This is a genomic window from Streptomyces sp. NPDC048416 (assembly GCF_043200435.1).
GTDB lineage: Bacteria > Actinomycetota > Actinomycetes > Streptomycetales > Streptomycetaceae > Streptomyces.
This window is the reverse complement of sequence record NZ_JBICXU010000013.1, coordinates 16,400-31,085: the sequence shown is the minus strand read 5'-3', so window position 1 is coordinate 31,085 and position 14,686 is coordinate 16,400. Positions and strand designations below refer to the sequence as shown.

14 protein-coding genes are annotated in these 14,686 nt (G+C 72.6%); 9 read left to right on the top strand and 5 right to left on the bottom strand.

What is annotated here, in order from left to right; all coding sequences use genetic code 11:
* The first annotated feature begins 38 nt into the window (after positions 1-38).
* The 5 genes from ACGFW5_RS18535 to ACGFW5_RS18515 all read left to right on the top strand — a co-directional run bounded on the left by ACGFW5_RS18535 (position 39) and on the right by ACGFW5_RS18515 (position 4,109).
* The gene (locus ACGFW5_RS18535) at positions 39-518 is read left to right on the top strand and encodes an SRPBCC family protein (protein WP_393835306.1); all 480 of its coding nucleotides are present in this window, start codon (positions 39-41) and stop codon (positions 516-518) included.
* Between the two features lie 2 nt (positions 519-520).
* A complete protein-coding gene (locus tag ACGFW5_RS18530; protein WP_393835305.1) occupies positions 521-1,651 on the top strand; it encodes an ArsA family ATPase in 1,131 nt (376 codons plus the stop codon).
* Between the two features lie 125 nt (positions 1,652-1,776).
* Positions 1,777-2,208 (top strand): DUF5304 domain-containing protein, encoded by a 432-nt coding sequence (locus tag ACGFW5_RS18525; protein ID WP_393835304.1) that lies wholly within the window; start codon positions 1,777-1,779, stop codon positions 2,206-2,208.
* Between the two features lie 127 nt (positions 2,209-2,335).
* Positions 2,336-3,289 (top strand): ROK family glucokinase, encoded by a 954-nt coding sequence (locus ACGFW5_RS18520; protein WP_393835303.1) that lies wholly within the window; start codon positions 2,336-2,338, stop codon positions 3,287-3,289.
* 70 nt (positions 3,290-3,359) lie between these two features.
* Positions 3,360-4,109, top strand: coding sequence for an endonuclease/exonuclease/phosphatase family protein (locus ACGFW5_RS18515; protein ID WP_393835302.1), 750 nt, complete (start codon positions 3,360-3,362; stop codon positions 4,107-4,109).
* Between the two features lie 400 nt (positions 4,110-4,509).
* Here the strand turns inward: ACGFW5_RS18515 and ACGFW5_RS18510 are convergent, their stop codons facing one another.
* Positions 4,510-5,178, bottom strand: a complete 669-nt coding sequence (locus tag ACGFW5_RS18510; RefSeq protein ID WP_393835301.1) for a hypothetical protein — start codon at positions 5,176-5,178, stop codon at positions 4,510-4,512.
* Positions 5,171-5,950, bottom strand: coding sequence for an alpha/beta hydrolase (locus ACGFW5_RS18505; RefSeq protein WP_393835300.1), 780 nt, complete (start codon positions 5,948-5,950; stop codon positions 5,171-5,173). The genes ACGFW5_RS18510 and ACGFW5_RS18505 overlap by 8 nt, the downstream gene beginning before the upstream one ends.
* Positions 5,951-6,104: 154 nt before the next feature.
* Here ACGFW5_RS18505 and ACGFW5_RS18500 point away from each other — a divergent pair, with 154 nt between their 5' ends.
* From ACGFW5_RS18500 to ACGFW5_RS18485, 4 genes are all read left to right on the top strand, one after another.
* Positions 6,105-6,884 (top strand): 1-acyl-sn-glycerol-3-phosphate acyltransferase, encoded by a 780-nt coding sequence (locus ACGFW5_RS18500; RefSeq protein WP_393835299.1) that lies wholly within the window; start codon positions 6,105-6,107, stop codon positions 6,882-6,884.
* Positions 6,885-7,008: 124 nt separating this feature from the next.
* On the top strand, positions 7,009-8,223 hold the full coding sequence (gene macS, locus ACGFW5_RS18495) for a MacS family sensor histidine kinase (RefSeq protein ID WP_393835298.1): 1,215 nt from the start codon (positions 7,009-7,011) through the stop codon (positions 8,221-8,223).
* The gene (locus ACGFW5_RS18490) at positions 8,220-8,945 is read left to right on the top strand and encodes a response regulator (protein ID WP_393835297.1); all 726 of its coding nucleotides are present in this window, start codon (positions 8,220-8,222) and stop codon (positions 8,943-8,945) included. The genes macS and ACGFW5_RS18490 overlap by 4 nt, the downstream gene beginning before the upstream one ends.
* A 142-nt stretch (positions 8,946-9,087) precedes the next feature.
* Positions 9,088-10,116, top strand: coding sequence for a 6-phosphofructokinase (locus tag ACGFW5_RS18485; protein WP_393835296.1), 1,029 nt, complete (start codon positions 9,088-9,090; stop codon positions 10,114-10,116).
* Positions 10,117-10,380: 264 nt separating this feature from the next.
* Here the strand turns inward: ACGFW5_RS18485 and ACGFW5_RS18480 are convergent, their stop codons facing one another.
* The 3 genes from ACGFW5_RS18480 to ACGFW5_RS18470 all read right to left on the bottom strand — a co-directional run bounded on the left by ACGFW5_RS18480 (position 10,381) and on the right by ACGFW5_RS18470 (position 14,576).
* Positions 10,381-12,231, bottom strand: a complete 1,851-nt coding sequence (locus tag ACGFW5_RS18480; protein WP_393835295.1) for an anthranilate synthase family protein — start codon at positions 12,229-12,231, stop codon at positions 10,381-10,383.
* A 103-nt stretch (positions 12,232-12,334) separates the two neighbouring features.
* Positions 12,335-12,391, bottom strand: a complete 57-nt coding sequence (locus ACGFW5_RS18475) for a trp operon leader peptide (RefSeq protein WP_071528813.1) — start codon at positions 12,389-12,391, stop codon at positions 12,335-12,337.
* Between the two features lie 136 nt (positions 12,392-12,527).
* On the bottom strand, positions 12,528-14,576 hold the full coding sequence (locus tag ACGFW5_RS18470; protein ID WP_393835294.1) for an N-acetylmuramoyl-L-alanine amidase: 2,049 nt from the start codon (positions 14,574-14,576) through the stop codon (positions 12,528-12,530).
* Between the last annotated feature and the right edge of the window lie 110 nt (positions 14,577-14,686).

The window sequence follows — 14,686 nt, the reverse complement described above, 5'->3', positions numbered from 1 at the left end:
CCAAACCCACCGGACCGCGCACTGGAGGAGCCACGACGATGGCGGAACACACCAGCTCGTCTATCACCATCGAGGCGGCCCCCGCCGACGTCATGGGAGTGATCGCGGACTTCGCCCGCTACCCGGAGTGGACCGGCGAGGTGAAGGAGGCCGAGGTCCTGTCCACCGACGCCGAAGGCCACGCCGAGAAGGTGCGGCTGCTGCTCGACGCGGGCGCCATCAAGGACGACCACACCCTCGCCTACACCTGGAACGGCAACCAGGTCGGCTGGACCCTGGTCAAGTCCCAGATGCTGCGCACCCTCGACGGCTCGTACACCCTCGCCGACGCCCCCGGCGGGAACACCGAGGTCACCTACCGGCTGACCGTCGACGTCAAGATCCCGATGCTCGGCATGATCAAGCGCAAGGCGGAGAAGGTCATCATCGACCGCGCGCTCGCCGGTCTGAAGAAGCGCGTCGAGAGCGGCGCGGGCGAAGCCGGGGCCGGGTCCGCCGACGGGGCCAAGAAGCTCTAGACGTGCGTACGGTCCTCGTCACCGGCCCCGGCGGCGCCGGCCGCACCACCGTCGCGGCGGCGACCGCACTCGCCGCCGCCCGCCGAGGCGCCCGGGTCACCCTGCTGACGCCGGACCCGCTCCCCGGCGCCCTGTCCGGTGTCACCGTCCGCCGGGTGGACGCGGCGGCCCACTTCCGCGCCGAACTCCTGTCCTTCCAGGACCGCGCGGGCGCCGCCCTCGATCTGCTCGGCGCCTCCCGCCTGGACGCCGAAGAACTCACCGAACTGCCGGGGGCCGAACAGCTCGCCCTGCTCAGCGCCCTGCGCGAGGCCGCCGCCGACGAGCCGGACCTGCTCGTCGTGGACCTGGCGCCCACCGGCCGCGCGCTCGCCGCCCTCGCCCTGCCCGAGCAGCTGCGCCGCTACCTGCGCCGCCTCCTGCCGCCCGAACGCCAGGCCGCCCGGTCGCTGCGCCCGGTACTCGCGCAGCTCGCCGGGGTGCCCATGCCCGCGCAGTGGCTGTACGAGACCGCCGCGCGCTGGGACCTCGAACTGGCCGCCGTCCAGGCCCTGGTGGAGGACCCGGACACGACCGTACGGCTCGTCGCGGAACCCGGACCCGCGGCGGCCGACGCCCTGCGCACCGCCCGGCTCGGCATCGCCGTGCAGCGGCTCGCCCTGGACGCGGTGATCGCCAACCGGCTGCTGCCCGCCGAGACCCCCGACCCCTGGCTCGCCGGGCTCGTCGCCCAGCAGCGCAAGCACCTGGACGAGCTGACCGGAGAGTTCCCCGTCGTACGCGAAGCAGCACACCTCGGGCGTGATCCCCGCGGCGACGAGGACCTGGCGCTGCTGGACTGCGAGCCCCGCCCGGACGAGCCGACGGCCTCCGTCCCGCGATGGGACGTCGAGGACCGCATCGCCGAGGACGGCGTCCTGGTGTGGCGCCTGCCGCTGCCCGGGGCCGTCAAGGAAGGGCTCTCGCTGGTGCGGCGCGGCGACGAACTGCTGCTCACCGTCGGCCCGTTCCGGCGCATCGTGCCCCTGCCCTCCGTACTGCGCCGCTGCACCGTCACCGGCGCCGGACTGCACGACGGCGTACTGGACATCCGCTTCGCACCCGATCCCGAGCTGTGGCCCCGCGGGCGCTGAACCGGACACGTCCGGTCGGACGACGTCGCGTCCGAGCCGGGGGCCCGCGCGCTCTGAACGGGAGACGTCCGTTCGGGTAACGTCGAGGGAAACGACCTGTAGGAACCCAGCTGCTGGAGTCCGCCATGAGCGAAGCCACCGAGCGCCCCGCACCCGACGCGGATGCCTGGGCCGACGCCTGCGCCGAGGACCTGGCCGCCGAGAAGGAGCGCCGCCGCGCCGAGTACGGCACCCCGCCGGGATCGGCCGCCGAGGAACTGCGCAAGCTGTTCGGCGCCGTCACCGACAAGGTCGCCGGCCTGTTCGACGGGCCGGCCGGCCTGTCCGGGATGGCCGCCCAGGGCGCCGTGCAGCAGCTGATCAGCCAGGCGAGGTCCGCCGTCGAGCCCGTCATCGAGCGCAACCCCGAGGTCTTCGACCATCTCGCCGCGGCCGGCGGCGAGCTGCTCGCGGCCTACCGGTCCGCCGTCGAGGGCCACGAACGCCGCTGGACGTCCGGTGACGACGCCGGGCGTGACAAGGGCCCGGGACCCACCGAGCACATCGACCTCGACTGAACCACCGGCCCGGCCCGGCGCGGGCAGGCGCTCTCACACCCCGGACGAAGGCGGGCTCGGCACGCTGGGTGCCACCCTGCCTCGGGTACGGTTGGCCGTAGCGGGGCTCGACCGAACTGAGGGATTCATGGGACTCACCATCGGTGTCGATATCGGCGGCACGAAGATCGCGGCGGGCGTGGTCGACGAGGAGGGCAACATCCTCTCGACCCACAAGGTGCCGACTCCCGGCACGCCCCATGCCATCGTGGACGCGATCGCCTCGGCCGTCGACGGCGCGCGCGCCGGCCACGAGATCGTGGGCGTGGGCATCGGGGCCGCCGGTTACGTCAACCGCCAGCGGTCCACCGTCTACTTCGCGCCCAACATCGACTGGCGTCAGGAACCGCTGAAGGAGAAGGTCGAGCAGCGGGTGGGCCTCCCGGTCGTCGTCGAGAACGACGCCAACGCGGCCGCCTGGGGCGAGTACCGCTTCGGCGCGGGCAAGGGCCACCGCAACGTCATCTGCATCACCCTCGGCACCGGCCTCGGCGGCGGCATCATCATCGGCAACAAGCTGCGCCGCGGCCACTTCGGCGTGGCCGCCGAGTTCGGCCACATCCGCATGGTGCCGGACGGCCTGCTGTGCGGCTGCGGCAGCCAGGGCTGCTGGGAGCAGTACGCCTCCGGCCGGGCCCTGGTCCGCTACGCCAAGCAGCGCGCCAACGCCACCCCCGAGCGCGCCGAGTTCCTGCTCGGGCTCGGCGACGGCACCCCCGAGGGCATCGAGGGCAAGCACATCTCGATGGCGGCGCGGCAGGGCGACCCGGTCGCGGTGGACTCCTACCGCGAGCTGGCGCGCTGGGCCGGCGCGGGCCTGGCCGACCTGGCCTCGCTCTTCGACCCGTCCGCGTTCATCGTCGGCGGCGGACTCTCGGACGAGGGCGAGCTGGTGCTCGACCCGATCCGCAAGTCCTACAAGCGCTGGCTGGTCGGCGGGAACTGGCGTCCCGTCGCCGACGTCATCGCGGCCCAGCTCGGCAACAAGGCCGGCCTGGTCGGCGCGGCCGACCTCGCGCGGCAGCCCGACCCCATCATGTGAGGGCGTCCGCCCATGACGTCGCCCGCCGAGTCCTGTCCGGACCGGCGGGCGCTGTCATACGTTGTGGACCATGACGACCCCTGCCGACGGACTGCCCGCGTCCGCGACGGAGAACGGCTCGGCCGTGATCCGCGTCCTCAGCTACAACATCCGCTCGATGCGCGACGACAACGCGGCGCTCGCCCGGGTGATCCGCGCCTGCGCGCCCGATCTCGTCCTGATCCAGGAGGCGCCGCGCTTCTTCCGCTGGCGCAAGGCCGCGGCACGCCTCGCGGCGGCGACCGACCTGGTGATCCTCAGCGGCGGCGACACGGCCGCCGGCCCGATGCTGCTGTGCTCGCTGCGCGCCACCGTGGAACGCACCGAGGACATACTGCTCCCGCTCACGCCCGGGCTGCACCGGCGCGGCTTCGCGACGGCGGTGGTACGGATCGGCGGGGCCAGGATCGGTGTCCTGAGCGCCCACCTCAGTCTTCAGGAGGCCGAGCGGTACGAGCAGGCGGGCGCGCTGCTCGACCGGCTCGCCACGATGGGCGTGGACCACGCGATCGCGGGCGGCGACCTCAACGAACGCCCCGGCGGGCGCAGCTTCGCCCGGCTGGCGGGCACGCTCAAGGACTGCTGGGAAGTCGCCCCATGGGGCGGGGAGCCGACCTACGCGCCGCATGACCCGCGTCAGCGCATCGACGCGATCTTCGCCACGCCGGGCATCGAAGTCCTGGGCTGCGGCGTGCCGTTGGGCCTCGCGGACCCGGCCGACCTGCGCGCGGCAACGGACCACCTGCCGGTACTGGCAGCACTGCGCGTGCCCACGGGGTGAGCGCCGGTGTGCGCGGTGTCGGGTGCTGGGTGCCCTACTGGGGGCGCGGGGAACTGCGCGGGTGCCCCAGCACGGTCCGCACCCGAAAGCGGCGGGGTTGCTGGGGCTCCGCCCCAGACCCCGTTCGCGCCTGAACGGCGCTCGTCCTCAAACGCCGGACAGGCTGAGGATGTGCATACAGGGCGGCACCGAGTAGTTCAGGGGCGCGGGGAACTGCGCGAGAAGCGGGCACGGTCCGCAGCCGAAAGGGGGTTAGGGGCGCGGGGAACGGCGCGAGCAACCCCGCTCGGTCCGCGGCCGAAAGGCGGGTCGGGGGCGCGGGGAACTGCGCGAGCAGCCCCGCTCGGTCCGCGGCCAGAGACGAACCCCCCTGCCCCCCACCCCCGCGGAGCGCCCCCGCTCAGACCACCGCGCCACGCCCCGGGTCGTCGTCCTCGTCATCCGGCTGCATGCGCGCAAACAACGTGGCGATCCCGCCAAGGAAGCCGCCCACACCCAGCAGGGTGAGCCACCACGTCATCTCCCAGCCGAAGACCGCCGCGAGGATCAGCAGCAGCGGGCCGCCGACCACGCCGAGCCAGGCGAACTTCGCCGTGGCGTCGGACTCGGGCAGCGGCGGCGGTTCCGGCGGCACGAAGTGACCCTCGTCCGAGGCGTCGAGGTCGTGGTCGGACGGCTCGGCCGGCTCGAAGTCGCGCGGGCCGCGCACCCCGGGGGCGAACACCACCGAGCTGCCGAGCGCGGGTTTGCCGAGCGGGGGCTTGCCGAGCCCCTTGTCGGGCCGCTTGTCGGGCTCCTCGGCTTTGGCCGTCCCGGAGTCCGGCTCGCCACCCTCCGCGTCCCCGGTCCCGTCCGCGTCCCCGTCGCCCCGCTCGCCTTGCCCGTCCGCGCGGCCCACCCCGCCCGCCCCGTCCGGCTCGTCCTCGATCAGCGCGAGGTCTTCCACGGATCTGAACGGTCTGGTGCCCGGCGGGTCGGCCGGCTCCTCGCCGTATCCCGCCACGATCGCCGCCCACGCAGCCTCTTCGTCGATCGGCTGCGGCTCGCGGTCCGCGTCGTGTTCAGCCACCGGTCGTGCTCCCCTTCTGCCCGACGCCAGGAGCGAGGCGGCCGATGAACGAACAGCTCTCCTCGAAGATCCGCTCCGCATCGTGGTCCAACGTCGCCACGTGGTAGCTCTGTTCCAGCAGGATCTCCTCGACGTCCGTGGACGACACCCGGCTGAGGATGCGCGCCGAGTCGGCGGGCGGCACCACATGGTCCTGCGGGCTGTGCAGGACCATCAACGGCTGTGTCACCTGCGGCAGTTCACCGTCGACGATCTTGAAGAAGGTGCGCAGCGAGTGCGCCGCGTGCAGCGGGACCCGGTCGTAGCCGATCTCCTGGGAGCCCTCCTTGGCGATGTCGCTCGCGATGCCCTTCGTGGACGGCACGAAGTGGCGCACCACCGGCAGCGCGTGGGCGGCCACGCCGTGCACCTTGTTGCCCGGGTTGACGAGCACGAGGCCGCTGACCGCGTCGCCGTGCTTGGCGGCGAGGCGCAGCGCGAGGGCGCCGCCCATCGAGAGGCCGAAGACGAAGACGCGGGCGCAGCGCTCAAGGAGCTCGCACAGGGCGCGGTCCACCTCCGCGTACCAGTCCTGCCAGCCCGTGAGCTGCATGTCCTGCCAGCGGGTGCCGTGCCCGGGCAGGAGCGGCAGCGAGACCGTGAGGCCCTGCTTCGCGAGGTGGTCGGCCCAGGGGCGCAGCGACTGCGGGGAACCGGTGAAACCGTGACAGAGGAGGACGCCGACCTCTCCGCCCTCGTGGCGGAACGGCTCGGCTCCAGGGAGGACCGGCACCAGGGGTCTCCTGTTCATGAGCGGGGCGGGGGATGTGCGGGGGAGTCGTACTTCACGGTACGCGACCGGACCGACACCGACCAGAGCCGTCGCGCGGGAGGGCGGGCCCCCACACGGGTTAAGGTCTGTTCGACAAGCAAAGGAAGGCATCCGAGTGATCTACGGCGCTATGAAGTTCTCCATCGGCGGCTCGCTGAAGCTCGCCTTCAGGCCGTGGGTGGAGGGCCTGGAGAACATCCCAGCCGATGGCCCGGCGATCCTCGCGAGCAACCACCTCTCCTTCTCGGACTCCTTCTTCCTTCCGGCCGTTCTCGACCGCAAGGTGACCTTCATCGCCAAGGCCGAGTACTTCACCTCACCCGGGGTCAAGGGCAAGCTGACGGCCGCCTTCTTCAAGGGCGTCGGCCAGCTTCCGGTGGACCGCTCGGGTGCGCGCGGCGCCGGCGAGGCCGCGATCAACGCCGGCATCGACGTCATCAAGAGCGGCGGTCTCTTCGGCATCTACCCCGAGGGCACCCGCTCGCCCGACGGCCGCCTCTACCGGGGCAAGCCGGGCGGTCTGGCCCGGGTCGCGCTCGCCACCGGCGCCCCCGTCATCCCGGTCGCCATGATCGACACCGAGAAGATCCAGCCGCCGGGCAAGGTCGTCCCCAAGCTGATGCGCCCCGGCATCCGCATCGGCAAGCCGCTCGACTTCAGCCGGTACCAGGGCATGGAGGGCGACCGGTTCATCCTGCGCTCGGTGACCGACGAGGTCATGTACGAGATCATGAAGCTCTCCGGCCAGGAGTACGTCGACATCTACGCGACGGCCGCCAAGCGGCAGATCGCCGACGAGGCCAAGCGGATCGCCGACGAGCACAAGGCCGCCGAGAAGGCGGAGCGGACCCGCGAGATCGAGCAGGCCAAGCGGGCGGAGCGACCCGGGGTCTAGGGCCTCCCGCCGCATCGGCCCGGGGGCCGGCCAGGGGTCCGGTAGGGGTCCCGTTCGGGAGGCCGTCCAGAGGCCCGTCCGGGGGGCGGGGGCTGAACAAAGGCGACGTCCAGGGGTGGGGAAAATGGCGAAGCGCGAACGCGTCGTACGGATGTCGGTGGAACTGCCCCTGTGGCGTGCCCTCACCGGCTACCGGGTGCTGACCACGCTCTACGCCCTCGCACTCTTCGTCAACGGATACGAGAAGTTCGAGCGGCCCTGGGTCGGCATCGGGTACCTGGCGGTGCTCACGGTGTGGAACTTCGCGACGCTGCCTCGCGTGGCCAACGCCGCCGCCTGCACCAAGCGCTTCCTCACCGTCGACCTGACGGTGGTGCTCACGGGCATCCTGCTGACCCCGCTCGCCGACCTCGATGCCCAGCACGTCGACGGACCGACGCTGCCGACGATAGCGACGGCCGGCGCGGTGCTCGCCTACGGCATCAAGGGAGGCTGGCGCTGGGCCGCCTTCGCGTCCTCGCTGGTGGCCGTCGCCAACATCGTGGAGCGCGCCCACCCCACCCGGGACACCTTCCACAATGTGCTCCTGGTGTGGATCGCCTCCATCGCGATCGGCTACATCGTCGAGGTGGCACGGGCCAGTGAGGCCACCCTCGCCCGGGCCCTGGAGATCGAGGCGGCCACCCGCGAACGCGAGCGACTGGCCCGCGACATCCATGACAGCGTGCTCCAGGTGCTGGCCATGGTGCAGCGCCGGGGCACCGCCCTTGGCGGCGAGGCCGCCGAGCTCGGCCGGATGGCCGGTGAGCAGGAGGTCGCCCTGCGCACCCTGGTCTCCAGCGGCATGGTGGCCCCCACCCGGGCCTCCGAGGACATCGCGAACGGCGCCGTCGTACGCGCGGTGGAGGTCGACGACGAGCCCGAAGGGCCGGCCGCCGTCGATCTGCGCTCGCTGTTGGCGCGGCACGCCGGATCGAAGGTCTCCTTCGCGGAACCTGGCGCTCCGGTGCTGCTCGCGCCCCCCGCCGCGCGGGAGCTCGCGGCCGCTGTCAGTGCCGCACTGGACAATGTCCGTATGCACGCGGGGGAGTCGGCCCAGGCCTGGATCCTGGTCGAGGACTGGGGGGACGAAGTGATCGTGACGGTACGGGACGACGGGCCCGGAATCCCGGCAGGCCGGCTGGAGAAGGCCGAGGTGGAGGGACGCATGGGCGTCGCCCTCTCGATCCGGGGCCGGCTGCGCGACCTGGGCGGCACGGCCGAGCTGATCTCCGTGCCCGGCCAGGGTACGGAAGTTGAACTGAAGGTCCCACGGGGGAAGGCAGGACGGCACGGATGACCGAGCAGCAGACGGAGCAGACGGAACGGGCGGAGCAGACGGAACGGGCGGACGCCACGGTGCGGGTGATGGTGGTCGACGACCACCCGATGTGGCGCGACGCGGTCGCCCGTGACCTCGCTGCCGCCGGCTTCGACGTGGTCGCCACCGCCGGCGACGGACCGCAGGCGGTGCGCAGGGCCCAGGCGGTGGCGCCCGACGTCCTGGTCCTCGACCTCAACCTGCCGGGCATGCCCGGCGCCCAGGTCTGCAAGGAACTGGTCGCGGCGAGCCCGGCGCTGAGGGTCCTGGTCCTTTCGGCGTCCGGAGAGCACGCGGACGTCCTGGAAGCGGTCAAGTCCGGCGCGCTCGGCTACCTCCTCAAATCGGCCAGCACCGAGGAGCTGACCGACGCGGTGCGCCGCACGGCCGTCGGCGACCCGGTGTTCACGCCGGGCCTGGCCGGCCTCGTCCTCGGTGAGTACCGCAGGCTCGCGTCCGACCCGGCGCCCGTCGCCGCCGACGAGCCGAAGGCACCCCGGCTCACCGAGCGCGAGACCGAGGTGCTGCGCCTGGTGGCCAAGGGCCTGAGCTACAAGCAGATCGCCGAGCGCCTGGTCATCTCGCACCGCACGGTGCAGAACCACGTGCAGAACACCCTGGGCAAGCTCCAGCTGCACAACAGGGTGGAGCTGGTCCGGTACGCGATAGAACGCGGCCTGGACAGCGTGGGCGAGGCCTGACGGCCATCCCTCGTGAGGGTGAACAGCCGGCCGTCAACTCCCCTTCCTGTCCCATGAATTGACCTTTCACCCCATCCCGGAGTGACGTACGTCACCACTAGCGTGGACGGCGTACGTCACTCCCAGGTGAAGGGACCATTCCATGCGGGTCGGAGTACTGACCGGAGGCGGTGACTGCCCCGGACTCAACGCCGTCATCCGGGGCATCGTCCGCAAGGGTGTGCAGGAGTACGGGTACGAGTTCACCGGGTTCAAGGACGGCTGGCGAGGCCCGCTTGAAGGGGACACCGTCAAGCTGGACATCCCGGCGGTGCGCGGCATCCTGCCGCGCGGCGGCACCATCCTCGGCTCGTCGCGCACCAACCCCCTCAAGGCCGAGAACGGGGTGCGCCGCATCAAGGAGAACCTTGCCAAGTGCGAGGTCGACGCGGTGATCGCGATCGGCGGCGAGGACACCCTCGGGGTCGCGGCCCGCCTCAGCGACGAGTACGGCATCAGTTGCGTCGGCGTGCCCAAGACGATCGACAACGACCTGTCCGCCACCGACTACACGTTCGGCTTCGACACCGCCGTCGGCATCGCCACCGAGGCGATCGACCGGCTGCACACCACCGCCGAGTCCCACATGCGGGTCCTCGTCGTCGAGGTCATGGGCCGCCACGCGGGGTGGATCGCCCTGCACTCGGGCCTGGCGGGCGGCGCCAACGTCATCCTCATCCCCGAGCAGCGCTTCGACGTCGACCAGGTCTGCGGCTGGGTCACCTCCCGCTTCAAGGCCTCCTACGCCCCCATCGTCTGCATCGCCGAGGGCGCCATGCCGAAGGACGGCGAGATGGTGCTCAAGGACGGCACGCTCGACTCCTTCGGACACGTACGCCTGTCGGGTGTCGGGGAATGGCTGGCGAAGGAGATCGAGAAGCGCACCGGCAAGGAGGCCAGGACCACCGTCCTCGGCCACGTACAGCGCGGCGGCACCCCGAGCGCGTTCGACCGCTGGCTGGCGACCCGGTTCGGGCTGCACGCCATCGAGGCGGTGCGCGACGGCGACTTCGGCAAGATGGTGGCGCTGCGCGGCACCGACATCGTGCGGGTGCCGATCGCCGAGGCGACCGCGAAGCTGAAGACCGTGGACCCCGCGCTCTACGCCGAGGTGGGTGTCTTCTTCGGCTGACCCGGCCGGGCGGCACTGGCCTGTGGCGGGCGGGCGACGGGCCGGACGTTCGCACGCTCCGGCCCGCCGCCCGCGCCCGCCGCCCGCCCGTCAACCGCCTCGGTACGCCGCCGAGGGGACCCCCGCGGCCCCCTCGCCGACGCGCCCCGCGCGCCCGACGCATCCCGCGCGCCGACGCATCCCGCGCGCCGACGCACCCCGCATGCCCTACGCACCCCGCGCACCCGACGCGCTGAGGCCGCACCCGACGCGTCCCGCGCGGGCTCAGCGTGCCGCCGCCACCCGTTCCAGCAGGTCGCGGACCACCTCGGGACCGCGCAGGGTCAGCACCGACTCCGGGTGGAACTGGATGCCCGCGTATCCCGGGCCGCGCAGCGCGTGCACCTCCTTCGTCGCCGGGTCGAGCGACACCTCCACCCCCGCCGGGGCCTCCTCGCAGCGCGCCGCGAAGCTGTTGTAGAAGCCCACCGTCTCCTCCTGCCCGAACAGGTCGATCCGCACCTGCGCGCCCTGGTACGGCTCCCGCTTGCGCACGATCTCCAGGCCGAGCTCCGCCGCGATCAGCTCGTGGCCGAGGCAGACGCCGAGCAGGCCGTGCCGGTGCTCGCGCAGGAGCTCGGCGGCCAGCGGGCGAAGGAGGCGCATCTTGGGATCGGCCGCGTCCGACGGGTCGCCGGGGCCGGGGCCGAGGATCACCGGGCCCCGGTGGGCGAGCGCCCGTGAGCGCAGCCCGGGGGCGTCGTAAGGGAGCACCGACACAGCGAGGCCCGCGGAGCGCAGGACGTGCGCGAGCATCGCCGTGAAGGTGTCCTCGCCGTCCACCACCAGGGCCGAACCACTCGGCTCGGCCGGCCGGTCCTGCATCCGCAGCCAGAACGGCGCGAGATCGGCCCGCCGCCTGTCGAGCGCCGCTTGCACCCGGGCGTCATCGGCGAGGCGCGGGCGTACGGCATCGGTGGCGGGCCGGCCGGGCCGCACCCCCAGCGCCGCCAGGATCCCCGCCGCCTTCGCGTGGGTCTCGGCGACCTCGCTCGCCGGGTCCGAGTGGCGTACGAGCGTGGCGCCGACCGGCACCCTCAGGTGGCCCTCGGGGGAGATGTCCGCCGTGCGGATCAGGATCGGCGAGTCGAGCGTCTGGGCGCCGCCCGCGTCCAGGCCGAGCAGCGCGAGCGCGCCCGCGTAATAGACCCGGCCGCCGGGCTCGTGGCGCTCGATGACACGGCACGCGTTCTGCACGGGGGACCCGGTGACGGTCGCCGCGAACATCGTCTCGCGCAGCACGTCCCGGACGTCGAGCGAGGAGCGGCCCCTCAACTCGTATTCGGTGTGCGCGAGATGGGCCATTTCCCTCAGCCGGGGGCCGATCACGACGCCGCCCCTGTCGCCGACCGTGCACATCATCTTCAGTTCCTCGTCGACGACCATCGACAGCTCGTCGGTCTCCTTGCGGTCGGCGAGGAAGGCCAGCAGGTCCTCGGGGGTGGGGCCCTGCGCCGGGTAGCGGTAGGTGCCGCTGATCGGGTTCATGACGACCGTGCCGCCGGACATCCGCACGTGCACCTCGGGGCTCGCCCCGACCAGCGTGCGCGCGCCCGTGTGCACCACGTACGTCCAGTACGCGCCCCGCTCGCCCGCGAGCAGCCGGCCGAACAGGGCCAGCGCGTCGGCCCGCCCGAACCCCGGGATCTGGCCCGTGAACGTGCGCCGGATGACGAAGTTGGCGCCCGCGCCCCGGCCGATCTCGTCGTCGATCACCCGCCGGACGATCCCCGCGTACTCCTCGTCGCTGACGTCGAAGCCGCCGTCCTCGACCCGCACCTCGTGCGCGGGCAGTGCGGCGAGCACGTCCGCGAGCGGGAGTTCGTGGCTCTCGTCGGCGACCAGCACCGCGAGCGGGGTCTTGTCGTCCCGCACGTCGAAGCCGCGCTCCCTGATCTGCCGGAACGGCACAAGGGCGAGGGCGGGCCGGTCCCCGACGGGCAGGTCGGCCAGGTACTCGGCCTCGTGGACCTCGCCGATCAGCACCTCGACAGTGTCGTGGTCGCGGCCGGGGGTGCGTCTGCGCAGCAGCGCGAACGGCGGGCAGTTCTCGTCCAACAGCCTCTGGATGAGCATGGGATGGGGTTCCTTCCGGCGGGGTGAGCGGGAGGAACGGCCCGGGAAAACACGGAAGGCCGCCCCTCGGGGCGGCCTTCGTGCGTCTGTGAGTACGCGCGGATCAGTGGGCCGCCGGATGAGCGGTCCACCACCAGTTCTGGGTCGAGTGCGCGAACATGGCGGGCACTCTACCCGACGGCGCCGCCCGGTCGCGGCGCCGTCGAGCGGCGTCCTAGGGGGTGTCTGGTGGATCAGGGTCGGTCAGGGTGCCGTGCCAGGCGCCGCACCCCCGGCCATGATCCACCAGACACCCCCTAGTGCCCGGGTGCGACCGGCTGGACGTCGGCCGCCCTCACCCAGGCGATCCGGTGGTTGTAGCGGATCGGGTAGAACGTCTGGGCGCCCTTGACCAGGGTGCCGAGCGTGGTGCCGCCGTAGTAGTAGTCGCCCGCGACCGCGTCACCGGCGGCGACATAAGCCTGATCGGCCGGGATGGTGTACTTCGTCAGGGACGCGGAGTTGCTGCCCTGCACCGGCACCCCGGTGCCCGCGTACGCCGCGTCCTCCGGGTAGGAGCGCCCGTAGACCTGCACCGGTGCGCTGCCCTTGGCCTTCACGACGACCGGGGCCGCCGAGCGCGCCACGACGGAGGTGTAGCGGCCGCCCGGGTTGTGGAACCAGGCCTTCTGCCCGCCGTACCAGATCGCCGTCCAGTCGCCCGCGCGGTCCGCGACGACGTACCGGCCGCCCGCCACGACCTTGTTGGCCCAGTTCGGGCCCTCGGTCGCGACCTGGTCGCCCAGGTACGGGTCGGTCAGCGCGGCGGCGTCGGCGGACGGGGCCGCGTACAGATAGCCGAAGTTGGCCGGCTGGTCGAAGGTGGTGCGGACCTTGGTCGTCGGGTCGTAGTACGTCGTGGTGCGCGGCGTGAACGGCGGCACGACCTTGACGACCTGCCCGGCCGACGGCATCCGGTTGCCGGCGCAGTCGTCGGCGCCGAGCAGCGACATGTAGTGGTTCCAGTCCCAGAACGGGCCCGGGTCCCAGTGCTGCCCCGCCACATAGCCGTCCAGCGGGCCCGGCACCTCGTCGTGGCCGATGATGTGCTCGCGGTCCAGCGGGATGGAGAACCGGCCGGCCAGGTACTTCACCAGCGTCGCGGACGCGTCGTACAGCGGCTCGCCGTACCAGCTGCCCTGCTTCATCGCGAAGCCCACGTGCTCGATGCCGAGCGCGTGCATGTTCACCGACTTGTTGCCCGCGTGGTACGCCTCGTCCTTCGTCGCCACCACCTGGGTGACCAGGCTTCCGTCGTCCTTGACGATGTAGTGCGTGCTCGCCGAGCTCTTCGGGTCCTGGAAGGTCTTGATGGAGCCGTCGTAGGAGCCCTCGGTGTCGTGGATCACGATCTGGCGGATGTCGTATCCGTTGTCCGGCCGCGTCGCCACGTTGTAGTTGTTCGGGTCGGCCGGCTCGTAGTCGCAGGTGAGCCCGGCCGGGCACTCGGGGGCCGGGGCCGGGGCCGCCGGGTCGGCCGCCAGGGCCTTCCTCACGGGGCCGGCCGGTGCGACGCCGGGGGCGGCGGGCTCGACGCCCGGCTCCGCGGGCAGCGCGAGGGTCTGCCCGTCGGTGGTGACCCGGCGCTCGCCGGAGCGCACCGAGTCGAAGACGCGACCCGCGAACGCGTCGGCGCCCTTGGCGTCGGGGGCCTGGCTGTAGCGGGCCACCGCCGGGTACCAGGCGCCCGGGTCGGCCGGCAGCGAGCCGGTCGCCGCGCGCTGGTAGTGCGCGAGCAGGGCCGCGCCCGCCCGGACGCTCTGGCCCGCGTCGGCGCGCACCGTGTCCACGGGCGCGCCGATGAGCTTCGCGGCCTCGTCCAGGGTGTGCAGGGCGGGCGCCGTGGTGTCGACGGCGGGCTCGGCGGCCGGCGCCTCATGGGCGTCGAACCGCTTCATGACGGCCGGGTCGCCGCTGAGATCGAGGTGCGCCTGCCGGTCCTGGGCGTTGGGCCGCTCGACATCGCCGGGCAGCACCCGGGTCAGCCCCATGACGTTGTACGCGCCCGATGTGCTGGGCTTCCCGTCGTGGTCCTCCCAGCGCGTCTGGCGGAAGGAGACCGCCATCAGGACGCTCTGCGGAACCTTGAACTCCCTTGCGGCGCGGGCGAATTGGCCCTGAAGGGCGGTGCTCCCGGCGCTCCCGGTGCTGCCGGCGCTTCCCGGGGTGCCGCTGCCGCCCGCCGCGGCCGGCGCCGCGAACGCCTGGGGGCCGAGCGCGGTGAGCGCCAGCGCCCCGGCCACCCCGTACCCCACGAACTTCCTCTTCGTGTGTTTCTGCTGCCCGCTGGTCACGCTTCGGCTCACACCCACCCCTGGTCACGTTTGTCCCACAGTCGGTAACTGGCGTGACATTAACAAGGGATGATCATGGTCGGTCACGGTCCGGACCTCCGGGACCGCATCTCTGCCCTCGC